Raw genomic sequence first — 23361 nt, forward strand, 5'->3', positions numbered from 1 at the left:
GCGGGACGTTCGGGATGGCGAGCAAGATCGTGAAAGACCTTGGTGTGCAAATATTCGGTAAGCGAAGCGAACAAATCGGACAGGGGCATGAGAGCCAAGCGAAGATAGAAGAACGATCCTCTATGGGCCGCCGCCCGGCTGGCGCTAAACAGCCAGCGCAAGCAGGGCGGCGGCCCCTCGAACCTCGTCATCTGTCAAGGGTTCGCGGGGGGAATTGCGATTTTATTGGCGGCTTAACTTGGATGGATTGAGGTGCTGCCATGACCGGCGCGCTGCTGCTTGCAGCCCTGCACGACGGACCATGGGCTGCCAGCCTGGCTGCGCTGCTGCAGCGGCTGGGGTTTGCACCGCACGTGGCCGCGCCGGGTTCGGCGTTCGCGCCGGCATCGGCCGGCAAGGTCGGACTGGTCATTGCCGGGCCGGGCACGCCCGTGCCGCCAACGCTGCTGGAAAGCTGGCATGCCGCCGGTGCGCTGTGTGCGGTGGCGGTTGCGCCGGGCAAACACTCGGACCATGGTGCCTTCGTGGCCCCATTGCCGGCGCCGACAACCGAGGCGGCGATGCTTGCCATGCTGGCCGAGCGCCATTACGTTGCGCTGCCAACACACGAGGCGGCTGCAATCCCCGCTGCCATTGCCGCCCAGACCCTTGGCGACGCGCGCTTCGCCGCCGAATTGCTGCAGGCGCTGGTAATGTCGGCGCAAGCCGACCTGGCGCAGTTGCGCGCCGCCGGCACCGACCTGGAAACGTGCGGCAGCATCGCGCACCGGATGAAATCGTCTGCGCACTACGTCGGCTGCAACGCCTTGCGCGCGCTCGCACAACGCATGGAGGACGCCGCCCGCAGCGGCGATGCCTGTACGGTGGCGGCACTGCGTGCGGTCTTCGAGCCGACCTGCGCGCGGCTGATTGAATTATTGACGGCAATGGCGGCGAAGACATAACGCCTGGCCAATTGGCGCGATTATCAGGCACGGTGATTTACCGGATTGGCGCAAGCGTGCCGCTTGATTATGCTGGATTAACGGTGGCTGGTTATCCTGAATGTCCGGGAATGAATGCTGCCGATTAATTCGGCACGGGCATGGGTGGATTTGGGCACGGCCATTCCGGCCAGATTTTTCCAGGCTTGGCGTCGGTACTTTCCGGGAACGGGTCATGAACCATGCATTGGCGGCATTGCCGGAATCGGCCTTCTATTTCCACCTTGCTGCGATCGCGCTGCTGCTGCTGTCGTTCTTTTCCGGCCGCGCCATCTTGCAGGTGCTGGCCACGCGCGAAGGGCGCCGCGAACGAGCGCAGCGCCTGGTGCGCGTTGCCATTGGCCGGCTGGCCGCACTCGGCGCCATCTGGACGGCGATCGTCTACGGGCATGGCGCATGGGAGCGCGCCGGTGCCCATAACTGCCGGCACCTGCCGGCGGTCGATGCGGCGGCGCGCTTTGCAGCGGAGTACTGCTACCTGCGTCATGACCGGCTGCTGCTGCGCGTGTATGGCGAAGGGCGTGAGGCGGGACGCCAGCATTTGCTCGCTCATCGCACCATCACCAGCGTCGGTCCGGTCCACATGAGCTGGGACGGTCAGGCGCTGGTTTACGCGTCCCCGGCCGGGAACGCGCAAGGGCGGCTGGCGCTGCCGCCCACATGGCGCGACCGGTTGCTGGCGCGGCTGCCCTGAAGCCCCGGCTGTTTATCGCTGGACCAGGTTCATCCGCGCCAGCAGCGCGTCGAGTCCGGCCGGTGCGGGGATCTGAGCCAGAAGCCAGCGCACGGCATCGGCCAGCACATGGCCGTCATAGTCGGGCGCAAAGCTCTGCAGCGTGGCACCGTGCAGGAAGCATCGCAGCGCCAGCCATTCCGGCTGCGGCGGTGCATCGGCAGGCTGGCCGAACAGCAGCGCCGGCACGGTCCCCAGCGGGGCGCGGACCGCGCGCGCCAGGCGATCGTCGCCGCGCGCCGCCATCCAGACTTCCAGGATCGCCAGCGAGCTGTGGCGCTGCGGGCGGTTCGCCAGGATATGCAGCATCAGGTGCAGCCGCAGCGTGGGGGTGAGCGGGCCGAGTGCCGCCAGCCTGGCGGACTCGCGCTCCAGCAGCCAAGCCAGCATGGCGGGCAGCAGGTCGTAGCGGCCATCGGGGAAATGGTGGCGCAACGAGCCTCGGCTGGTTCCGGCGATTTCGCTGACGCGTGCTTCCGAGAAAGCCGCATAGCCTTGCTCGATCAGCAAGGCTGCTGCGGCTTCGATCAGGGCCTGGCGGGTGCTCGCACTGCGCTCGGTCTGGGACGGCATGCCGGCCATTGTAGCAACGTGCCGGAGCCTGCCCGCAGGTCGGGCTGTCAGTGTGGGGCGGCGGCAGGGAAATCGGTGCTGCAGCTGGGCGTCGCATCGTCGTGCGAGTGCACGTGCAGCGCGCCCGGGACGTGGCGGCTCTCCAGCCCCTTGCCCTGCAGCCACTGGGCGGTGGTGGCGGCGGCGCGGTCGATCAGTTCGCCGCAGCGCGTGTAGTCGTAGGGCGAAATATCGAGCGGGCACAGTGGCGGCACCACGCTGATATGTGCCCGGTCGGCAAAGTGCTGCAGGTCGTGCACCAACTGGCGTGCCACCAGCAGCGACAGCGCATTGAAGGCGTGCTCCAGCGCACCGCGCGGCGCCCGGCGCTCGGCGCAAGTGAAGCCCGCAGGCAGCACGATCACGCGGGTGGCGCCGAGGGCGACCGCGGTGGAAACCGGGGTATTGTTGGCTACGCCGCCGTCGATCAGCGTGCGGCCCTGGAACTGCACCGGCGGGAACACGCCGGGAATGGCGGCGCTGGCCAGCACCGCATCGACGATATTGCCGTGCGAGAGCAGCACCTCGTCGCCGCTGTTCATGTCGGTCGCGACCACGTGGAGGGGCAGGTCAGCCCCCTCGAGCCGGCGCGGCCCGAAATGCCGCGCCAGCAGCGCGCGCAGGCCCGACGACTCGACCAGGTGTCCGCGGCTGCGCCCGACCATGCCGAGTACGCTGCGCCAGCCCCACGGCATGATGTCGGCGCGGCGGATGCCGCGCCACAGCTGGTCCAGGCGGCCAGCGCCGGCAATGCCGGGATTGCAGGCGAAATAGGCCCCGTTGATCGCGCCCGCCGAGGCGCCAATGACGATGTCGGGCGTCACGCCCCATGCCACCAGCTCGCGCAGCATGCCGACCTGGATGGCGCCGAGGCTGCCGCCACCGGCAAATACGAAGGCTGTCTTGTCCATGGCTGTCGTGATGGCCCGGCGCGTCCGCGCCGTCTCTCCTTGCATGTCGGCTCGCTTGTCCCGGCCCTAGCAAAGCATAGGCGACGCCGGGCCTGCCAGGCAGGATGGTGCTCCCGGAGCGCGGGTCGGGGCACATCGTGCGCTTTGTGTCGCGCTCAAATAATGCAATTAACCGCCAGTAATTTTTACCAGCTTCAAACCAGGCTGGCAACGGGAGAAACCCCTTGGGCTGTACCTGCGGCCGCGGCAGAGCTTGCCGGGCGGCCAGAGCAAGACCCCGATGCATTACTCCAGGAATTCGTCGGGAGCAATCCCAAGCTGGCTCGCCATATGCTCGACCAGCGCCTGCAGACCGGCGACCTTTTCCGACAGCGCCTGGTGTTCCGCGCGCAGTTGTGCAAGTTCGGCGACAGTGCCCGCAGCCGCTTCGGCACTGCTCTGGCCGCCGCTGTATGGCGTCTCCTGCGCGGCTTCCAGTCCCTCGTCGCCACTCAGCAGGTGCATCCAGCGGTGTTCGCGAGCGCCGGGCGCGCGCGCCAGCCGCACCACGAAGGGTGGTTCGCGCTCCGCCAGTTCTTCCAGGAACCCCTCCACCGACGAAATATCGGCAAACGCGTGCAGGCGCGCCGTGTTCAGGCGCAGTTCCGCCGCAGTCTGCGGCCCGCGCAGCAGCAGCATCGCCAGCAGCGCGACCGACTGGCTTGGCACACCGAGCCCGCGCTGCATGTTGTGCTCGAAGCGCGGCACGCGGCTGCTGCTGCCCTCGAAGACCAGGCTCAGGTGCTTGAGCCCGTCGATGGCCTCGAGGATCTCGGGTTCGGTCACATTCATGACCGGAGCACGGGCGGTCTTCTGGTTGCAGCCGGAGGCCAGGGCGTTGAGCGACAGCGGATAGGTGTCAGGGACAGTGTGCTGTTTTTCGACCAGCACGCCGAGCACGCGGCCTTCCACGGCGGACAGGGGCCGCGGCGCGGGGCGGGCGGGGCGTTCGCCAGGCTGGCTGGCGTCGGAAACGGAATCGGGTTGCATCAAGACTCTGGGTTGGACTCGGGAGGCGCCTGCCGCCTGGCAGCGCGCTGCCATTCAAGCGCAAGGCAGCGCCAGGCGCAACTATGCCATGCCGGTGCCCCCCGCGCCGCTGTTTGCGACCGGTTCGTCCCTCGCATTCTGCGCCGCTCCGTCTACTATCGATAGGCCGCGCCGCCGCCGGCCGCGCGCGCACCGACCAGAGGGGGGCAACATGGCGATTTCGCAGGCGGAAGCGATGGCAACGGGTGCCACCAAAGGCGACGTCGGCAGCGCGGGCGCAACGCCTGACGGCGGCGGCCTGGAAGCGCCGTACTCCACGCTGGAGTCGCGCTGGCATCAGATGTTCCCGCAGCTTGGCGCCGAAGACATGGCACGGGTGCAGCGCTTCGGCACGCCGCAGCGCTGGCGCGCCGGCGAGAAACTGTTCTCGATCGGCCAGGCCGGGCGGGGCATGTACCTCGTCACCAGCGGCTGCGTGCGCATCGTGCGCCGCGACGGGCTGGGCCGCGAGCACACGATCACCGAACAGGGACCGGGCCACTTCCTGGCCGAGGTGGGCACGCTCAGCGGCCGGCCGGCACTGGTCGACGGCGTCGCCGTGAGCGACACCGACGGCTACGCGATCACACCCGAGCGCCTGCGCGCGCTGCTGGTGGCCGAGGCCGAGCTGGGCGAGCGCATCATGCGCGCGCTGATCCTGCGCCGCGTCGGCCTGATCGAGTTTGGCAGCGGCCCGGTGCTGGTCGGCCACGGCACCGAGCCGCTGCTGCTGGCGCTGCAGGCATTCCTGCGGCGCAACGGCTACCCGCATACCGTGATCGACATGGACGTGGATGGCGACTGCTCGCTGCTGCTCGAGTATGCCCACGCGCCCGCGAGCGACTTCCCGCTGGTGATTTGCCCCGACGGCCGCGTGCTGCGCGCGCCGGACGAGGGCCAGCTGGCGTCGTGCCTGGGGTTGTTGCCGGAGTTCGACCCTGATCATGTCTATGACGTGATCGTGGTGGGCGCGGGACCCGCAGGCCTGGCGACGGCAGTGTATGCGGCGTCTGAAGGGCTGTCGGTCGCGGTGATCGACTGCCGCTCGCCCGGCGGCCAGGCTGGCGCCAGCGCGCGGATCGAGAACTATTTGGGCTTTCCGACCGGCATTTCCGGGCAGGCGCTGGCCGGCCGCGCCTTCGTGCAGGCGCTGAAGTTCGGCGCGCACATCGCCATTCCGCTCGAAGTGAAGGCCCTGCATTGCGGCACCGACCCGATCCGGCTGGAGCTTGTAGACGGACGCATGATCCCGACCCATACCGTGGTGATCGCCACCGGCGCGCAATACCGGCGGCCCGGCATCGAGTCGCTGGAGCGCTTCGAAGGGCGCGGCGTGTACTACTGGGCCTCGCCGGTGGAGGCCAAGCTGTGCCGCAACGAGCCCGCGATGCTGGTCGGCGGTGGCAACTCGGCCGGGCAGGCGGCGGTCTACCTGGCGTCGAATGCCGCGCACGTGCATATGCTGGTGCGCGGACCCGGGCTGGCCGCGACCATGTCGCGCTATCTGATCGACCGCATCGGTTCGCTGCCTAATGTCACGCTGCATACCCATGCGCAGATCACCGCGCTGTCGGGCAACGGCTGGCTGTCGCGGGTGCGCTATGACGCGCCGGGCGAAAGCCCTGCGCCGGTGGAAATGGACGTGCGCCACCTGTTCCTGTTCATCGGCGCGGACCCCAACGCGCACTGGCTGCGCACCTGCCATGTCGAGGTCGACGACAAGGGCTTTGTGCGCACCGGAGGCGGCGAACTTGGCTGCGCGGCGGCGGTGCCCTATCCGCTGCAGACCAGCGTGCCGGGTGTCTTCGCCATCGGCGATGTGCGTTCGGGCTCGACCAAGCGCGTCGCGGCCGCGGTAGGCGAGGGCGCCGCGGTAGTGGCGCAGATCCACGACTACCTGGCGAAGGTCCGGCTGGAGGCGGCCCGATAGCGCCGGCCTCAGCCTTTCGCTTCGCGCTCGAGCAAATCGCGCTTGCGCGCCACGCCCCAGCGGTAGCCCGACAACCCGCCGTCGCTGCGCACCACGCGATGGCACGGAATCGCCACCGCCAGGTGGTTGGCCGCGCAGGCCTGCGCCACCGCGCGTACCGCCCGCGGCGCGCCGATGCGGGCCGCGATCTCCGCATAGCTGGCGGTGCTGCCCGGCGGGATCTCTTGCAGCGCCTGCCACACGCGCTGCTGGAAGGCGGTGCCGCGCACGTCCAGCGGCAGCGCCAGACCGGTCGATGGCGCCTCGACAAAGCCCACTACCTGCGCCACCAGTTGCTCGAACCGGGCGTCGCCGCCGATCAGGTTGGCGCGCGGGAACTGGTCCTGCAGATCCTGCAGCAGCGCGTGCGGATCGTCGCCCAGCAGGATGGCACAGACGCCGCGGTCGCTCTGCGCGACCAGGATCGCCCCCAGCGCGGACTGGCCGATGGCGAAGCGGATATCAGTGCCGGCGCCGCCGGCGCGGTAGCGCGACGGTGTCATGCCGAGCACCGCGTCCGCGGTCTCGTAGAAGCGGCTGTTGGAGCCGAAGCCGGCATCGTAGATGGCCTCCGTTACCGAGTCGCTGCTGCCCAGTTGCGTGCGCAGCTTGCTGGCGCGGTGCGCGGCCGCGTAGGCGCGCGGTGTCAGGCCGGTCGCGGCCTTGAACAGCCGGTGGAAGTGGTAGGGGCTGACGCCGGCGGCGCGCGCCAGCTCGGGCAGCGCGGGCAAGGTGTCGGCGGCCTCGATGCGGCGGCATGCGTCGGCCACCATGGCGGCGTGCTGCGCGGCCAGCGCGGGCGGCGCGGCGCGGCGGCTTGGCCGGTAGCCTGCGGCTTCGGCAGCCGAGGCGTTGTCGAAGAACTCGACATTGGCCGGATGCGGCAGCCGCGACAGGCTGCTGGGCAGGCAATAGACGCCGGTGGTCCTGACCGCGTAGACGAAGCTGCCGTCGGCGGCGGGATCGCGCGCCAGCACGCGCGCCCAGCGCGGGTCGTTCTCGATGATGGCGGCGTTGTCGGCATTTCCGGCGCGGCCAGCATGGCGGCGCGGCCTTGGCATGGATGCAGGCATGTCGTTCCTCAGCTGGCGTCGTGAAAGATGATGCCGAGCGTGTAGCGCTGGCCCGAATGCAGCCGGCTGATGCCATGGCGCAGGTTGACCCGGTAGCTGCCCCGGCTGCCCTGCACGGGCCGCTGGCTGACGGCGAACACCACTGCATCGCCCTGGCGCAGCGACACCACTTCGGCACGCGACTGCATGCGCGGGCGCTGCTCGGTCATTACGAACTCGCCGCCGGTGAAATCGCGTCCGGGCTCGGACAGCAGCACCGCCACCTGCAGCGGAAACACATGTTCGCCGTACAGGTCCTGGTGCAGGCAGTTGTAGTCGCCGGGGCCGTAGCGCAGCAGCAGCGGCGTGGGACGCGACTGGCCGGCCTGGTGGCAACGCGCCAGGTAGTCCGCATGAGCGGCCGGAAAGCGCGTGTCGATGCCCATCGCGGCGTTCCAGCGGTTGGCAACGGGTACGAGGCGCGGGTACAGGGCCGTGCGCAAGGCGCCGACGAGGTCGGGCAAGGGATAGGCGAAATACTTGTACTCGCCCTGGCCGAAGCCGTGCCGCGCCATCACGATGCGCGAACGGTACAGCCCGTCCTGCTCGTAGCGCGCGGCGAGCGCCCGGCATTCCGCTTCGGCCAGCAGGCCGCGGATGGCGGCGCAGCCATAGGCATCCAGCTCGCTCTCCAGCGTGGCCCAGTCAATGCCATCGACGCGCGCGCCAATGGCCGCTTGCGGTGGCGGCTGGCGCCCGATTTTCTGAGGTGCCGGCACGGGGCGGCGCGGTCCGCCTACCGTCATCGCGCGTGCCTGGGGGCGCTGTGCCTGCTTGATCGTCACTGCCGTTCTCCGGTGTTTGCTTGCATGGTGCCCACTTTAGGCCTGGCAAGCGGCCGCGGCACTCCGGGTCTTGCTTTTGAATTCTGCACGAGAAATTGCCTTGACAAGACAGATCTGTCTACAAATAATGAGACAGGTCTGTATCATTCTAGAGGCGTTGTCGACGCTCGTGGACGACAGGCCGCCAAACCAACCACCTTCGTCTTGCAGGAGAAACCCGATGTCCGCACAACCCGAAATCCGCCCGCCACTGCCGCCGTTCACCCACGATTCCGCCGTCGCCAAGGTCCGCGCCGCCGAAGACGGCTGGAACAGCCGCAACCCGGAGCGCGTGGCGCTGGCCTATACCGTTGACAGTGCCTGGCGCAACCGTGCCGAGTTTGTGAACGGCCGCGCCGATATCGTCGCCTTCTTGCAGCGCAAGTGGCAGAAGGAACTGGATTACCGCCTGATCAAGGAGCTGTGGGCACACGATGGCAACCGCATCGCGGTGCGCTTTGCCTATGAATGGCACGACGATTCCGGCAACTGGTACCGGTCGTATGGCAACGAGAACTGGGAATTCGATGAGTCGGGACTGATGCGGCGCCGCTTCGCCTGCATCAACGATGCGCCGATCCGGGAGGCGGACCGCAAGTTCCACTGGCCGCTGGGGCGGCGCCCGGACGCGCATCCGGGGTTGAGCGAGCTGGGGTTGTAACGGAGCGCCTCCTTCCCTCGTTCCGGGGTCTCCGAGGGAAGGGAGAAAAGCAGCCGCTTTGCGCTCGCTTACTGCATCTTGTCCAGGTTGCCGATCCGCACCAGCATTTCCGTGAACATCTGCATGTCGAGGTTCAGGTCGGCCACTTCCTTGTGCTCGCGCGCGTTGTGCGCGGTGTACTTCTTGCCCGGCATCGCCGGCCCGAAGTTGATCGCATTGGGCATCAGCTTGGCGGTGGTGCTGCCCGCGGTCGCGACCGGCTTGGCTTCCAGTCCGGTTGTGTCGCCGAAAATATTGAGCAGCGTGGACAGCCACGCGCCCTTGGGGTCGCGCGCCATCCAGTTGCCCTGGTCGTACTTGATCTCCACCGGCCCGTGCGTCGCGGCCCAGCCGAAGATGCGCTTGGTGATGCGGGCGCCCAGCTCGTCGGGCGTGCGCCCGCGCGGCATGCGCACGTTGGTGACCACGTCGACGTATTCGCCGCGCTCGCGCACCAGCGTGGGCGACATCGTCAGCGGCCCCATGAAGGCGTCGCGATAGGCGACCTCCATCTTGTTGCCGAGGTAGTCCAGCCCGTACAGGTCGTTCAGGTAGCGCACCGCCCTCAGGTAGTGGTTGTCGGCAAAGCGCACGCCGCTGGCCTGCAGGAACAGCGCCAGCCGCGGCAGCGGGTTGACGCCTTCTTCCGGACGCGAGCCGTGCGCAGACGCGCCGGTGACCTTGACCTCGACTTCATTGCCCTCGCGCTTCACATCGATCGAGAACTTGCCGCGCGGCGCGTTGCGACGCACGAAGTCCGCCTTCGCCTGTTCGAGTGCCGCGGCCACGGCGGCGGCATCGCCGCCGGCAATGCGCGCGGTGGCGGTCTCGGGAATGGCATTGGCCGAGGCGGCACCGCGCATGGCCACGATGGCCGGGCCCTTGCTGTCAGCCTTGCCGCGTTCGGCCTTGCCGTCGGCCGACTTGATGCCGAACGAGACCGTCAGGGTGCCGGCGCCTTTCTCCGCGACCACGGCAGGGTACTTGCTGTCGAGCACGATGTTGTATTCCGGCAGCGTGGTGTGCTGGCGGTAGTACTTCATGCCGTCGCCGCCGGTCTCCTCGGTGGTCTCGATCATCAGGCGGATGGTGCGCTCCAGCGGCACGCCGCTTTCCTTGACGGTCTTCATCGCATACAGCACGGCGGCGATCGAGCCCTTGTCGTCGATGGTGCCGCGCCCGTAGAGCGTGTCGCCAATCCGCGTGAGCCGGAACGGATCGAGGCGGGTGCCGTCGTCCAGCACCCATTCCTCGGCTACAGCCGGCACCACGTCGGCGTGCGTCAGGATGCCGAAGGTGTCCTTGCCGCCGCCAGGCAGCGTGACTTCGAACACGCGGTTGTCCACGTTGCGGTAGGCCAGCCCGAAGTCGCGCGCCATGCCTTCCACCAGCTTGCCGAACTCCACAATGGCGGGGTTGTCGTGCTGGGCGATCTTTTCATCGCGCACGGTGCGCAGCGCCACCATCTTGCCGATGGTGTCGATCACCGCAGCCTCGTTGCGGACGCGGTTGTAGACGCCCAGCAGGCGTCCGATATTGACCAGGTTGTCGCCAGCCAGCGGCGCCTTGGCCTGCCACGCGGCCACGGCCGGGGCGACCGCCGGCTCGGCCCTGGCGGCGGCTGCCATGAAGGCCTGAAGGTCGGCCGGCGCGGCGGCGCGGGTGCTGCTTACCAGCGCGTCGAGCGCCGGCTTCTTCAGGGTTTGCGCCTGTCCCGGGTGCGCGATCAGCAGCGATAGCGCAAGCAGGGCAGCCCACCGGCGTGGCGTCAGCCGGTGGTGCGGGCGGCAAGATCGGGTCATTGCGAAGCAGGAAGTAAGGTTGGATGCCGCATGATAGGGCACTTGCCAGGGTTTGCCGAACAAATATGGCGCGGAATGCCCCGCGCGGGGTGTGTCCCAGGCCCCAATAGAAGATCCCTATGTCAGCGTCATAGCTAAATACAATCGGCTTATTTGAAACGATGAATTGTACAAATCACATCGCGGTCGACAAAATGGGGCCTTCGCTGCAACACGCAGCCGAAACAACCGAATGAATCCAGATCAAGGAGTGATTCCGATGCTGCAATCCCGTGAAGGCCAACGCATTCCCAACGTTTCGTTCCGCGTCCGTGAAGACAACGAGTGGAAGACCATCACCACCGGCGAGCTGTTCAGCGGCAAGACCGTGGTCGTGTTCTCGCTGCCGGGCGCCTTCACGCCCACGTGTTCGTCCACCCACCTGCCACGCTACAACGAGCTGGCGCCGGTGTTCGCCAAACACGGCGTCGACGACATCCTGTGCGTGTCGGTCAACGATACCTTCGTGATGAATGAGTGGGCCAAGGACCAGGAGTCCGAAAACATCACCATGATCCCCGACGGCAACGGTGAATTCACCGAAGGCATGGGCATGCTGGTGGACAAGGCCGACCTGGGCTTCGGCAAGCGCAGCTGGCGCTATTCGATGCTGGTGCGCGACGGCGTGGTCGAGAAGATGTTCATCGAGCCGGAAGAGCCGGGCGACCCGTTCAAGGTTTCCGACGCCGACACCATGCTGAACCACATCGCCCCGGGCGCGCGCAAGCCTGACCAGGTGGTGGTGTTCTCGAAGGTGGGCTGCTCGTTCTGCGCCAAGGCCAAGCAACTGCTGGACGACAACGGTTTCGACTACATCGACGTGCCGCTGGACAACAAGGTGCGCGGCAAGGTGCTGGGCGCCGTGTCGGGCGAGATGACGGCGCCGCAGGTCTTCATCAACGGCAAGCTGGTCGGCGGCGCCGAGGCGCTGCAGCAGTACCTCGCGAGGTAAGTGGCCAAACAAGCCACTCAAATCCTTTCGCTTCCGCATGCGCGGACCGGCAGTCGCCGGGCCCGATGGCACCGTTTTGCCCGCTGATTGCTGGCAAAGGGCAAGGCGGTGCCATCCAGCCCGTTGATTGACCCCTGATTCACGCCATGACCACCAAGGAATCCTACGCCATGACTACCATCCAGACCGATGTCGCCGTGATCGGTGCAGGCACCGCCGGCCTTGCCGCCTACCGCGCAGCGGTAGCCGCCGGCAAGCGCGCCGTGATCATCGAAGGCGGCCCGTACGGCACCACCTGCGCCCGGGTCGGCTGCATGCCTTCGAAGCTGCTGATCGCCGCCGCCGAGGCCGCGCATGAACTGCGCCACACGGCGCCGTTCGGTGTGCACGTGGATGGCCAGGTCCGCATCGATGGCCGCGAGGTCATGGCCCGCGTGCGCAGCGAGCGCGACCGCTTTGTCGGCTTTGTCGTGCGCGGCGTCGAGAATATTCCCGAAGCCGACCGGATTCGCGGCTACGCCCGCTTTATCGACAACACCACGCTGGAGGTCGATGGCCACACGACCGTACGCGCCGGCCGCGTGGTCATCGCCACCGGCTCCAGGCCTGCGCTGCCGGCCGCGTTCAAGGCTTTCGGCGACCGCCTGATCGTCAATGACGATGTGTTCGCATGGGAAGACCTGCCGGGCAGCATGGTGGTGTTCGGGCCGGGCGTGATCGGTCTGGAGCTTGGGCAGGCGCTGTCGCGCCTTGGCGTGCGGGTGCGCGTGTTCGGCGTCAGCGGTTCGCTCGGGCCGCTGACCGATCCGGTGATTCGCGCCTATGCCGCCAAGGCATTCAACGATGAGTTCTACCTTGATCCGGAAGCCAGGGTGACCGAAATGGCCCGCGACGGCGAGCAGGTGGTGGTGACCTATGCCGACCGAGAAGGACGTAGCGTGACCGAGCGCTTCGACTACGCACTGGCCGCCACCGGCCGCGAGCCGAACGTGCGCGGCCTCGGCCTGGAGAACACCGGGCTGGCGCTGGACCAGCGTGGCGTGCCGGTGTTCGACCCGGAAACGCTCCAGTGCGGCAACGCGCCGGTGTTTATTGCCGGCGACGCCAACAATATCCTGCCGTTGCTGCACGAAGCCGCGGACGAGGGCAAGGCCGCCGGCGAGAACGCCGCCAGCTATCCGCAGGTGGAACGGCTGGCGCGCCGCGCGCCGCTGGCGGTGGTGTTCTCCGACCCGCAGATCGCGATGGTGGGGCAGCGCTACGCCGACCTGGCCGAGGGCAGCTTCGTCACCGGCGAAGTCAGCTTCGAAGACCAGGGCCGCAGCCGCGTGATGCTGAAGAACCGCGGGCTGATGCACGTCTACGCGGACAAGGCGAGCGGTCGGTTCCTGGGCGCGGAATGGATCGGGCCGCGTGCGGAAAACATCGCACACTTGCTGGCGTGGTCGTACCAGCAGGGCCTGACCATCGAGCAGATGCTGGGCATGCCGTTCTACCACCCGGTGGTGGAAGAAGGGCTGCGCACGGCGCTGCGCGACGCGGCGGCGAGGCTTGCGGCATGACCGTTGACCGAAATTGCTAGACAGGTCTGTCTGTCATAGTATTGATGCAGGCGGGCCGGCGGCATTTCCTTGCCGCCGGCCCGTTGCCGATTTCCCAACAAGCCTTTCGCCGCGCCACCATGGCCAACCCCTCCGCCCGCGACCGCATCCTCGACACCGCCGCCCGCCTGTTCTACCAGGAGGGGTATCGCGCCACCGGCATCGACCGGATCATTGCGGAGTCGGGCGTGGCCAAGATGTCGCTGTACCGGCATTTCGCCTCCAAGAACGACCTGATCTCGGCCTTCCTGGACCGGCGCCATGAGGAATGGATGGCCTGGTTCCGCGGCGACGTCGAGGCCCGCCTGGCCGCGCGCCCGCATCTGGACGTGATTGCCGACGCGCTGGCCGACTGGTTCGCGGCGGACTTCCGCGGCTGCGCCTTCATCAACGTCGTCGCCGAGGCCGGTGGCGATGCCCGCGCGGCCGCACAGGCCGCCGCGCACAAGGCAGAACTGGCGGCGTTCGTAGCCGATATTGCCACGCGACTCGGACTGCGCCAGCCAGTCCAGGTGGCGGAAGAAGCCATGCTGTGCATTGAAGGCATGATCGTGCGCTACCAGATGCACCGCGATCCGGCAGTGATCGAGGCTGGGCGGCGGCTGCTGGGCAGGTTGCAGGGCGAGTAAACGCTCGATTCGAAACCGCGCTCGATCCGACACCGTCGAACGACGGAAGCAGTCCCTGCGCTCATTCCGTAACGTATCCCCGGAAAATGTATCGCCTCTGACACATTCAGGTTACAATCGAAATGCAATTACGAATTATTCGTATTCGTAATCATAAATTTCCACTGTTCCTGAAGTGATGTCCTTTGATCCGATCTCCCGGGCCAAGCCGCGCTTTGCCCGTCCCCGGCTGACCCCTCCCCGCGGCCTTTCGCTGACCACCCTGGCCCTGAGCCTGCACGCCGGGGGCGTGTTTGCCCAGTCCGCAGCCACGCCCGCGGCTGCCTCTGGCGCGGCCGCCGAATTGCCGGCCGTGACCGTTCGTGCCTCTGGCGTAGAGGAAACCGCAACCGGGCCGGTGCACGGTTTCGTTGCCAGACGCAGCGCCACCGCGACCAAGACCGATACGCCGGTGATGGAGACGCCGCAGTCGATCACGGTGATCACGCGCGACCGGATGGAAGCGCAGGGGGCGCAGTCGGTGCAGCAGGCCATCGGCTATACCGCCGGCGTCTATGCCGGGCCATATGGCAATGACGCGCGCGGTGACTGGGGCAAGTTCCGCGGCACGGACTTCACGCAGTACCGCGACGGCCTGCTCAACCAGGTCGGCTTCTACAACAACGTGCGCGCCGACGTTTACGGGCTGGAGCGTATCGACGTGCTGCGCGGCCCGTCGTCGATGCTGTTCGGGCAGGGCGCGGTGGGCGGCATCCTGAACCTGGTCAGCAAGCGTCCGCAGGCCGAGGCCGCGCGCGAGGTCGGCGTGCAGTTCGGCAACTACAACCGCAAGCAGGTGCAGGCCGACCTGACCGGGCCGCTCGATGCCGAGGGCAAGTGGACGTACCGGCTGGTGGCGCTGGCGCGCGACAGCGACACGCAGGTGGACTACGTGCCCGACAACCGTTACCTGATCGCGCCGTCGCTGACGTACCGGCCCAATGCCGATACCTCGTTCACGCTGCTGACCAATTTCCAGCGCGACGAAAGCGGGACGTCAGTCGGCTTCTTTCCGTGGCGCGGCACGCTCTACCCGAACCCGGGCGGGCAGATTCCCGATCACCTGTTCATCAGCGAGCCGGGCTATGACCGCTACAACGCCGAGCAGACCTCGGTCGGCTACGAATTCCAGCACAAGGTCAACGATGCGCTGACCGTCCGCCAGAACCTGCGCTACTCGCACAGCACCGTGGACTACCGCAGCATCTATGCCGCCGGCTTCACCGGCGCGACGCACGGCTGGGTGCCCGGCAGCAGCACGCTGATGCGCCGCACGGTCTACCTGAACCAGCCGACGCTGAATGCCTTCGTGGTCGACACGCAGGCACAAGGCAACTTCCGCACGGGCCCGGTCGACCATACGCTGCTGGCCGGCATGGACTACCAGCATGCCGAGATCACCGGTCGCTCGGGCGTGGGCGGCACCGCTGCGCCGCTGGATGTGTTCAACCCGGTCTACGGTAATTTCACGCTGCCTGGCACGCGCGACCTGAATCCCAGCAAGCAGATCCAGACCGGCGTGTACCTGCAGGACCAGCTGTCTTGGAACAAGTGGCTGCTGATGCTGGGCCTGCGCTATGACTGGTCGCGCGCGGCGCAGGACAACACGCCCGGGGCCAGCCGCGAAGACAACGAACTGACCAAGCGCGCCGGCCTGATGTACCGCTCGGACATCGGCCTGAACCCGTACGTCAGCTATACCGAGTCGTTCCAGGGCCTGCCCGGCTTCAACCGCTCCAACCAGGCCTTCAAGCCGCTGCGCGGTTCGCAATGGGAAGCGGGGATCAAGTACCAGCCGCCGGGCAAGAATGCTTCGCTGACCGTGGCGGCATTCGACATGCGCGAGAAGAACCGGAAGACCGCTGGCGTGGTCAACGGCATTCCTGACCAGGTGCAGGTGGGCGAGGCCCGCACGCGCGGCATCGAGGTCGAGGCACTGGCTTCGCTGACCAGCCGCCTGGACCTGATTGCGACCTATACGTACCTGGATGCGCGCGTGATCGAAGGCAGCGCCGCCGAGGTCGGCAAGCGCCTGGCCAGCACGCCGTCGAACATGGCTTCGCTGTGGGCCAACTACCGCTTCAAGCTGTTCGGGCTGCCGGGCTTCGTGGCCGGCGGCGGCGTGCGCTATGTCGGCCCGAGCTACGACGGCACCGACCAGAACCGCGTCGGCGGGGTGACGCTGTACGACGCCATGATCGCCTACGACCACGGTCCGCTGCGCGTCGCGCTGAACGCCAACAACCTGTTCGACAAGCAGTTCCTGACCACCTGCCTGGCACGCGGCGATTGCTACTTCGGCGCGCGCCGTACCGTGGTCGGCAGCGTGACGTACCGCTTCTGACGCGGCCGGCTAGGCTGCCAGCGCGCTATCGATGGCGCGCTGCAGCCGCTCCATGCCGAAGGTCACGTCCTGCACCGTGCCGTTGACAAAGAACGACGGCGTGCCCCGCACCCGGCAGCGCGTGCCGCCGTGCTGGTCGGCGCGGATGTGCGGCAGGTGGCGGTGCGTGGACATGTCGCTGTCGTAGCGGTCGAGATCCAGGCCCGTCATGCCGGCGTAATGGCGCAGGGCGTCGGGCTTCAGCCCCTCCGGGTGCTCGTAGAGCATGCGGTACATCTGCCAGAATCGATCCTGCGCCGCCGCGGCCTCGGCGCACTCGGCCGCCGGCTCGGCGGACGGGTGCCAGTTGGCCATCGGGTAGTGCCGGTAGACAAAGCGCACCTGCGGGCCATAGTGCTCCAGCAGGATCTTCATGGCGCCGTAGGCGATGCGGCAATAGGAGCATTCGAAGTCGCCGTATTCGACGACGGTGACCCTGGCGGTATCGGGGCCGACGGCATGGTCGGCGGCGGTGACGGCGACTTCCAGCATTGGCGTTCTCCGGTGCGTGCGCGGCAAGGCATGCGCGGATTCCCGGTGGGGAGGTTCCAGTGTAGACCCCGCAGACGCCAGGCCAAGGCCCCCCGCAGCCACCCGAAACACACTGCGGTTCGGACGGCGGGCCGGCTATGGCACGATCGACAAGAAGAGGTAGGCTGCCAGGATCACCAGGTGCACCACGCCCTGCAGGATCGTGGTGCGGCCCATGCCCAGCGTCAGCGACGACACGACCAGCGTCAGCAGCAGCAACACCATGTCCTTCGGCCCCAGCCCCAGCTCCAGCGGCTGGCCGATCCAGATGAACACTGCCGCCACGGTCGGGATGGTCAGCCCGATGCTGGCCAGCGCCGAGCCGAGGGCCAGGTTCAGGCTGGTCTGGATGCGGTCGGCGCGCGCTGCGCGCAGTGCCGCCAGCCCCTCGGGCAGCAGCACCATGGCGGCAATCACGATCCCCACCACCGCGGCCGGCGCGCCCGCCTTCAGCACGGCCGCCTCGACCGACGGCGACAGCAGCTTGGCCAGCCCCACCACCAGCACCAGGCAGGTCAGCAGCAGCACCCCGCTGGCGAGCGCCACGCGCGCGGGCGGCGGCGGTGCATGCACGTTCTCGTCGGAACTGCCTTCGGCCAGGAAGTAATCGCGGTGGCGGATGGTCTGCACGAACACGAACGAGCCGTACAGCACCAGCGACATCACGCCCGAGAACGCCAGCTGCGCCGGCGTCAGCACCGGCCCCGGCGACGAGCTGGTGTAGTTGGGCAGCACCATCGTCAGCACCAGCAGCGCCGCCAGTACCGCCATGGCGGCATTGGCGCCGGGCGCCTGGAACGCCTGCTCGCGGTGATGCAGGCCGCCGACGAACAGACACAGGCCCACGATGCCGTTGCAGATCAGCATGACCGCGGCAAACACCGTATCGCGTGCCAGGCCGGCTTTCTCCGGCCCGGACGACAACATCACGGAGACGATCAGTGCCACTTCGATCACGGTCACGGCAATCGCCAGCACCAGCGTGCCGAACGGTTCGCCCACCTTGTGCGCGACCACCTCGGCGTGGTGCACGGCGGCAAATACTGCGCCGGCCAGCGCGACGGCCACCAGCGCGATCAGCCAGCCCTGGCCGGGCATCAGCCAGCCGAGCGCCAACGTGGCCGCGGCAGCGAGCGGCGCGCCAACGGTCCAGGCTGGCAGCCTGTTGGAAGTCAGAGCCATCCCTGTGTGTGTCCTTTCTTGTCGTTATGCCCTGCCGGGCGGCACGGGCGTGCCATGCAGGCACGCATGATAGTCTGGAGATATGCTGTTTAGGCCACTTTTATGGCGGCGGCAACAGGATATGGCAAACGAGAAGGCTATGAGTTCCCGACAGTTGATAGAAATTCGCGGAACTTGGCAGGGATTCTGTGAAATTGGCAGCCCGCATTTCGCGCCAGCAGACCGGTCAGCCAGGGCTTGGCGGACTGTCCTTGGCAGCGCTGGGCGGCCTGGCGGGTGGCCGCTCGCGCAACGCCGGATGGTTTCGCAGAATCCAGCGCGCGGCCAACAGCAATGCGATAAGGAACCCAAAAAAATACGCGCACAACGCGGCGACGTTTTGCATGATGGCTTGACCCGGGGATGTCGGCTCTTGTGGCCGGTGTGCGCGGCAGTATGCGCAGCATTCGTAACGCCGGACACCCTCTTGAGGGAGGGCACGGGGCGCTTGATGCCCGGCTTGCACCGGCTTGCACCGGCTTGCACCGGCTTGCACCGGCTTGCACCGGCTTGGCAACGGGTCATTCGGCGTCCGGGATCGGCGCGCCGGTGATCCTGGGCGCCGGTTCCGCCTGCACGGCCTCGGCGGGAAACAGTTTCAGGAAGGTGCGGGCGACCTCGGGATCGCGGCAGGCAAGCCAGTCGTCCCATTGCTCACGCGGGATGACGACCACTGAACGTTTTTCATCGCCGGGCTTGTGGAAGCGCTCCATCACAGGGTGCTGTGCGGAGTTCACCGTCAGCATGGTGAAGGACAGCGCCGCATCGGGCCAGCTGCGCCACAGGCCTGCGATGCCGAAGGCGGGCTCGCCGGGTAGCCAGATGCGCCAGCGCACCGGCTTGCCAGGCGGGCCGCCCGGCATCGCATCCTCGGGATAGGCGTACTCGTAGAACGCGGTGGCCGGGACCAGGCACAGCTGCCCCTGGCGCCAGTAGCGGGCAAAGGCAGGGCGCTCGCCGACGGTTTCGCTGCGCGCGTTGGTGGTGTCATAGCGGCGCGTGCCGGGCGGGATGCGCTGCCGTGGCACCATGCCGAATGACGCCAGGCCGGCATGCCGCACGCCGTCGTCGGTGGCGCGTACGATCGGCGCCAGGTAATCGGGATAGGTCTCGGCCTTGAACAGGCCCGGCGGCGGTTCCACGCCAAAGATGTCGCGCAGGATCTGGCGCTGGACCGGGGCGTAGTTGGTGCACATGCGCTGGCCTCCCTGGCGTGATGGTCGCCGCGACTTTCCGCCGTGATCTCCCGCCTTGATTTCCATATCGTCGGCGCCGGGCCGGATGGCGTCAAGCGCACCGCGCGTTGCATCCGGGGCATGGCAAAAACCGTCAGGCGCGCTGGCGGAATCGGTTATTGCCCGCCGCCCCGGCACGGGCGCACACTCTTGCGGCAGCCGCGCCACGCGGCACCGACGATCACAGACTCACAGACGACAACAGGCACCATGGCCCGGGCGGCGTCCGCGGCAGGCAGCCGGACATACAGGAGACACCATGCGCGACTACGCCCAGGCCTACGACGGCTTTTCCTATCACGAGGCGGTGGCCCGGCAACTGCACGGCAGCCTCGATGCGATCAACGCCTGCGTGGAATGCTGCGACCGCCATGCCGAGCCCGGCCGCATCGCGCTGTACTGGGAAGGCCGCGACGGCAACGCGCGCAGCTGGACGTTTGCCGAACTGCAGGCGCTGTCGGCGCGCTTTGCCGGCTTCCTGAAGGCGCAGGGCGTGCAGCCGGGCGATCGCGTTGCGGGGCTGCTGCCGCGCACGGCCGAGCTGCTCGTGACCATCCTCGGTACCTGGCGCGCCGGTGCGGTGTACCAGCCGCTGTTCACGGCGTTCGGCCCCAAGGCCATCGAGCACCGGCTCAACAGCTCGGGCGCGAAAGTGGTGGTCACGGATACCGTCAACCGTCCCAAGCTCGATGAAGTGAAGGGCGCGCCGCCGGTAGTCACCGTGGCCGGCACCAGTGAGGCGCCGGGGGACGTAAGCTCCGGCGATGTCAGCTTCTGGGCCGAACTGGCGCGCCAGCCGGCCAGCTTCGAGCCGGTCATGCGCAGCGGCGACGATCCCTTCCTGATGATGTTCACGTCGGGCACCACCGGGCCGGCCAAGCCGCTGCTGGTGCCGCTGAAGGCCATTGCCGCGTTTGCCGGCTACATGCGCGACGCTGTCGACCTGCGCGACGAAGACGCGTTCTGGAACCTGGCCGACCCGGGCTGGGCCTACGGCCTCTACTACGCGGTGACGGGGCCGCTCTCGCTGGGGCATGCCACCACCTTCTACGATGGCCCGTTCACCGTGGAAAGCACCTGCCGCGTGATCCGCAAGTACGGCATCACCAACCTGGCGGGATCGCCCACCGCCTACCGGCTGCTGATCGCCGCCGGGCAGGCCGTATCGGAGCAGTTGCGCGGGCAGTTGCGCGCGGTCAGCAGCGCGGGAGAGCCGCTCAACCCCGAAGTGATCCGCTGGTTTGCCAGCGAGCTGGATGCGCCGATCCACGACCACTATGGCCAGACGGAACTCGGCATGGTGCTTTGCAACCATCACGCGCTGTCGCACCCGGTGCGCATGGGCGCCGCAGGCTTTGCCAGCCCGGGCCACCGCGTGGTCGTGGTCGATGACGAACAGCGCGAACTGCCCGCCGGGCAGCCCGGCACACTGGCGCTGGACCTGGAGCGCTCGCCGATGTGCTGGTTCGGCGGCTACCACGGCACGCCCACCAGCGCATTTGCCGGCCACTACTACCTGACCGGCGACTCCGCCGAACTCAACGACGACGGCAGCATCAGCTTTATCGGCCGCGCCGACGATGTCATTACCACCTCCGGGTACCGCGTCGGCCCGTTCGACGTGGAAAGCGCGCTGATCGAGCATCCGGCCGTGGTCGAGGCCGCGGTGATCGGCAAGCCGGATCCGGAGCGCACCGAGCTGATCAAGGCCTTCGTCGTGCTCGACCGGCAGCATGCGGCCACGCCCGAACTGGCCGAGGCGCTGCGCCAGCATGTGCGCAAGCGCCTGGCCGCCCACGCCTATCCGCGCGAGATCGAATTCGTCGCCGAACTGCCCAAGACCCCCAGCGGCAAGGTCCAGCGCTTCATCCTGCGCAACCAGGAGGTCGCGCGCGCCCGCGAGGCGGCCTCGGCTTGATCCCGGACGGCCCTGGCCGCTTCCTATAATGAGGAAGCGGTTGCCAGGTCCCCGGCGGTGATGGAGGCCGCGGCGCCGCGCCAGGCGCGCCCGCAGGCCGGGCGCACGTCTTTTCATCTCCAGACCATTCGGGCGAGGCGATCAAAATGCAGACTAGCGAAGCGGTGCTGACGCAGGCGCGCGCAGCCTTGGCGCATGTGCCTTATCAGGGGCATGTACTCCATCCCACCATCCAGTTGCGGCTGTCGGACGGCGCGCTGATCCTGGAAGGCGAGGTAGCCGATATCGTCGACAAGACCCGCGCGGCCACCGCGCTGCGGCGTGTGGACGGCGTGACCAGCGTGATCGACCACCTGCGCGTGACAAACGGCGCGGTCACCGTCGGTGACGGCGAACTGCGCGACGCGGTATGCGAGCGCCTGCTCAATGCCATCGAGTTCCGTAATTGCAGGATCTGCGCGCGCGTCAAGGGCCAGCACGAAACCGTGCGCGAGCCCGTTGGCGAACGCAGCGGCTGGATCGAGGTCGAGGCGCACGACGGCGTGGTGACGCTGTGGGGCCAGGTGATCAGCCTGTCGCACATGCGCCTGGCCGGCGTGCTGGCCTGGTGGTCGCGCGGCTGCCGCTGCGTGGTCAACGAACTGGTGGTGGCGCCCGCCGAAGCCGACCGCGACGACGAGATCACCGAGGCGCTGATGCTGGTGCTGGAGACCGATCCCTTCGTCGACGCGGCCCAGGTCAGCGTGCATACCGAAAACCGCGTCGTCACGCTGGAAGGCTGCGTCGCCAGCGAGAACACGCGCCGGCAGGTCGAGCGCGATGCGTGGTACGTGCAAGGCGTGGAGGACGTGGTCAACCACATCTCGCTGCGCGCCTGAGCTTGCAGCGGCCTAGCCCGGCATGCCGCGCCGGGCCGCCGCACCCTCCATGCGCCAGTAGCGCCGCCGCGCCCGCAGCGCGAAGCGGGCGCGATAGTCCGACATCGACATCGCCGTGATGCGCTGGAACAGCCGCCGGAACGCGGCCGCGTCGCTGTAGCCGCAGGCTTCGGCGATCGCCTGCGTGCCGTGCAGCGTCACCTCCAGCAGCATGCGCGCGCGCTCCACGCGCAGCGTGTGCAGGTAGTCCAGCGGCGTCATGCCGGTGACCTGCCGGAAATGCCGCAGCAGGGTCCGCTCGCTGACCGCCGCGGCCTGCGCTACCGCGGCCAGCTGGTAGGGCTCGGCTACATGTTCCTGCAGCCACTGCACAGCCCGGTACACGGGGCTGTCCGCGGTGCGGCTGAGCCAGCGCTGCGAGACCAGCGCCGGTACGCTGCGCTGGCGCTCGGGCTGGTAGAGCATCAGCTGCGCGGCGGCCTGCGCCAGGTCGGGGCCATGCAGGTGGCCCAGCACACGCAGCATGAACTCCACCTGCAGCGCGGGTGCCACGCATGAGAACACTTGCCCGTGCACGCTCATGGCCTGGTCTGCGCCCAGGTCCGCGCGCGGGAACTGGTGCGTCATCCAGCTCTGGTACATCCAGGGCGCGCCGGTGCGGGCGCCATCCAGCAGGCCGAGCTGCAGCGGCATCATCATCCCCGACGAGCAGGCGGCAAGCCACCCGCCCGCAGCCACATGGCGCTCGACCATGCGCAGCGCGGCGGTATCGCGGCGCACGATGTCGCCGAGCTGGTGTGCATTGCTGGCCAGCAAAGCCGGGATCACCAGCAGCGAGCGGCTGCCCGCCGCCCGGATGCGGCGCGTGGACGCTTCCAGGCCCGGCAGGTCGGCCGAGAGTATGCGCCCGTTGGCGCCGCACAGCTGCCAGCTCAGCGTCGGCGCGGCATCGGGCCGCTGCAGGCTCGCCACGCCGGCGACGGTGCGCAGCACGTCGAGCGTGGTGAAGAGAGTGCCGGGCATCGCATGGGGCAGCCATAGCAGGCGGACATGTAGCGGTGTTGCGGACGCGGTGGGGGTGTCGGGAACCAGTGGATCGGTGGGGACGCGCATTTCAGGGGAGTTGGTGCATGGTCGAGCCCGGGACTGCGTGGCGGGATCGGCATTATGATTGGCGATATTGATCCTCCCCATGCCCGCTGGCAAGGGCTAGCATCTTGC

At 67.9% G+C, this 23361-nt stretch carries 20 protein-coding genes; 10 read left to right on the top strand and 10 right to left on the bottom strand.

Going from position 1 to position 23361, the window contains the following annotated elements:
* Positions 1-260 precede the first annotated feature (260 nt).
* Both K309_RS0127280 and K309_RS0127285 read left to right on the top strand, forming a co-directional pair.
* Positions 261-944: an Hpt domain-containing protein gene (locus K309_RS0127280; RefSeq protein ID WP_029049327.1), complete on the top strand. Its 684-nt coding sequence runs from the start codon at positions 261-263 to the stop codon at positions 942-944.
* A 214-nt stretch (positions 945-1158) separates the two neighbouring features.
* The gene (locus K309_RS0127285) at positions 1159-1677 is read left to right on the top strand and encodes a hypothetical protein (RefSeq protein WP_029049328.1); all 519 of its coding nucleotides are present in this window, start codon (positions 1159-1161) and stop codon (positions 1675-1677) included.
* Positions 1678-1689: 12 nt separating this feature from the next.
* Here the strand turns inward: K309_RS0127285 and K309_RS0127290 are convergent, their stop codons facing one another.
* The 3 genes from K309_RS0127290 to K309_RS0127300 all read right to left on the bottom strand — a co-directional run bounded on the left by K309_RS0127290 (position 1690) and on the right by K309_RS0127300 (position 4268).
* Complete coding sequence (locus K309_RS0127290) at positions 1690-2289, bottom strand: TetR/AcrR family transcriptional regulator (protein WP_029049329.1); 600 nt, start codon at positions 2287-2289, stop codon at positions 1690-1692.
* Positions 2290-2336: 47 nt separating this feature from the next.
* Positions 2337-3239, bottom strand: a complete 903-nt coding sequence (locus tag K309_RS0127295; RefSeq protein ID WP_029049330.1) for a patatin-like phospholipase family protein — start codon at positions 3237-3239, stop codon at positions 2337-2339.
* A gap of 285 nt (positions 3240-3524) precedes the next feature.
* Positions 3525-4268, bottom strand: a complete 744-nt coding sequence (locus K309_RS0127300; protein ID WP_029049331.1) for a YceH family protein — start codon at positions 4266-4268, stop codon at positions 3525-3527.
* A gap of 211 nt (positions 4269-4479) precedes the next feature.
* On the opposite strand from K309_RS0127300, the gene K309_RS0127305 reads away from it, so the two are divergent.
* Positions 4480-6237 (top strand): FAD-dependent oxidoreductase, encoded by a 1758-nt coding sequence (locus K309_RS0127305; RefSeq protein WP_029049332.1) that lies wholly within the window; start codon positions 4480-4482, stop codon positions 6235-6237.
* A gap of 8 nt (positions 6238-6245) precedes the next feature.
* Here K309_RS0127305 and ada read toward each other — a convergent pair whose 3' ends face one another.
* Positions 6246-7337, bottom strand: a complete 1092-nt coding sequence (gene ada, locus K309_RS0127310) for a bifunctional DNA-binding transcriptional regulator/O6-methylguanine-DNA methyltransferase Ada (RefSeq protein ID WP_051320632.1) — start codon at positions 7335-7337, stop codon at positions 6246-6248.
* A gap of 20 nt (positions 7338-7357) precedes the next feature.
* Complete coding sequence (locus K309_RS0127315; RefSeq protein WP_084402566.1) at positions 7358-8134, bottom strand: 2OG-Fe(II) oxygenase; 777 nt, start codon at positions 8132-8134, stop codon at positions 7358-7360.
* A 259-nt stretch (positions 8135-8393) separates the two neighbouring features.
* Between K309_RS0127315 and K309_RS0127320 the strand changes: the two genes are divergently transcribed.
* Positions 8394-8873, top strand: coding sequence for a nuclear transport factor 2 family protein (locus tag K309_RS0127320; RefSeq protein WP_029049335.1), 480 nt, complete (start codon positions 8394-8396; stop codon positions 8871-8873).
* 68 nt (positions 8874-8941) lie between these two features.
* Here the strand turns inward: K309_RS0127320 and K309_RS0127325 are convergent, their stop codons facing one another.
* A complete protein-coding gene (locus K309_RS0127325; RefSeq protein ID WP_051320633.1) occupies positions 8942-10714 on the bottom strand; it encodes a dipeptidase in 1773 nt (590 codons plus the stop codon).
* 259 nt (positions 10715-10973) lie between these two features.
* On the opposite strand from K309_RS0127325, the gene K309_RS0127330 reads away from it, so the two are divergent.
* The 4 genes from K309_RS0127330 (at position 10974) to K309_RS0127345 (ending at position 16318) form a co-directional block, all read left to right on the top strand.
* Positions 10974-11705: a glutathione peroxidase gene (locus tag K309_RS0127330; RefSeq protein ID WP_029049337.1), complete on the top strand. Its 732-nt coding sequence runs from the start codon at positions 10974-10976 to the stop codon at positions 11703-11705.
* Positions 11706-11875: 170 nt separating this feature from the next.
* Complete coding sequence (locus tag K309_RS0127335) at positions 11876-13267, top strand: dihydrolipoyl dehydrogenase (RefSeq protein ID WP_029049338.1); 1392 nt, start codon at positions 11876-11878, stop codon at positions 13265-13267.
* 119 nt (positions 13268-13386) lie between these two features.
* Positions 13387-13935, top strand: coding sequence for a TetR/AcrR family transcriptional regulator (locus K309_RS0127340; protein ID WP_029049339.1), 549 nt, complete (start codon positions 13387-13389; stop codon positions 13933-13935).
* Between the two features lie 178 nt (positions 13936-14113).
* Positions 14114-16318 carry a TonB-dependent siderophore receptor gene (locus tag K309_RS0127345; protein ID WP_029049340.1) on the top strand — a complete coding sequence of 735 codons (2205 nt, stop codon included), beginning with the start codon at positions 14114-14116 and terminating at the stop codon, positions 16316-16318.
* Positions 16319-16327: 9 nt separating this feature from the next.
* Here K309_RS0127345 and K309_RS0127350 read toward each other — a convergent pair whose 3' ends face one another.
* The 3 genes from K309_RS0127350 to K309_RS0127360 form a co-directional block, all read right to left on the bottom strand.
* Positions 16328-16849, bottom strand: a complete 522-nt coding sequence (locus K309_RS0127350) for a DsbA family protein (RefSeq protein ID WP_029049341.1) — start codon at positions 16847-16849, stop codon at positions 16328-16330.
* 135 nt (positions 16850-16984) lie between these two features.
* Positions 16985-18070 (bottom strand): calcium:cation antiporter, encoded by a 1086-nt coding sequence (locus K309_RS0127355; RefSeq protein ID WP_029049342.1) that lies wholly within the window; start codon positions 18068-18070, stop codon positions 16985-16987.
* A 560-nt stretch (positions 18071-18630) separates the two neighbouring features.
* The gene (locus tag K309_RS0127360; RefSeq protein ID WP_029049343.1) at positions 18631-19305 is read right to left on the bottom strand and encodes an SOS response-associated peptidase; all 675 of its coding nucleotides are present in this window, start codon (positions 19303-19305) and stop codon (positions 18631-18633) included.
* A 298-nt stretch (positions 19306-19603) separates the two neighbouring features.
* Here K309_RS0127360 and K309_RS0127365 point away from each other — a divergent pair, with 298 nt between their 5' ends.
* Together K309_RS0127365 and K309_RS0127370 are read left to right on the top strand one after the other, a co-directional pair.
* Positions 19604-21262, top strand: a complete 1659-nt coding sequence (locus K309_RS0127365; protein ID WP_029049344.1) for an AMP-binding protein — start codon at positions 19604-19606, stop codon at positions 21260-21262.
* A gap of 146 nt (positions 21263-21408) precedes the next feature.
* Positions 21409-22140, top strand: coding sequence for a BON domain-containing protein (locus K309_RS0127370; protein WP_029049345.1), 732 nt, complete (start codon positions 21409-21411; stop codon positions 22138-22140).
* Positions 22141-22152: 12 nt separating this feature from the next.
* On the opposite strand, the gene K309_RS0127375 is transcribed toward K309_RS0127370, so the two are convergent.
* A complete protein-coding gene (locus K309_RS0127375; protein WP_232232505.1) occupies positions 22153-23163 on the bottom strand; it encodes a GlxA family transcriptional regulator in 1011 nt (336 codons plus the stop codon).
* Positions 23164-23361 lie beyond the last annotated feature (198 nt).

Origin of the sequence: Cupriavidus phytohabitans (assembly GCF_000426345.1) — a bacterium.
Lineage (GTDB): Bacteria > Pseudomonadota > Gammaproteobacteria > Burkholderiales > Burkholderiaceae > Cupriavidus.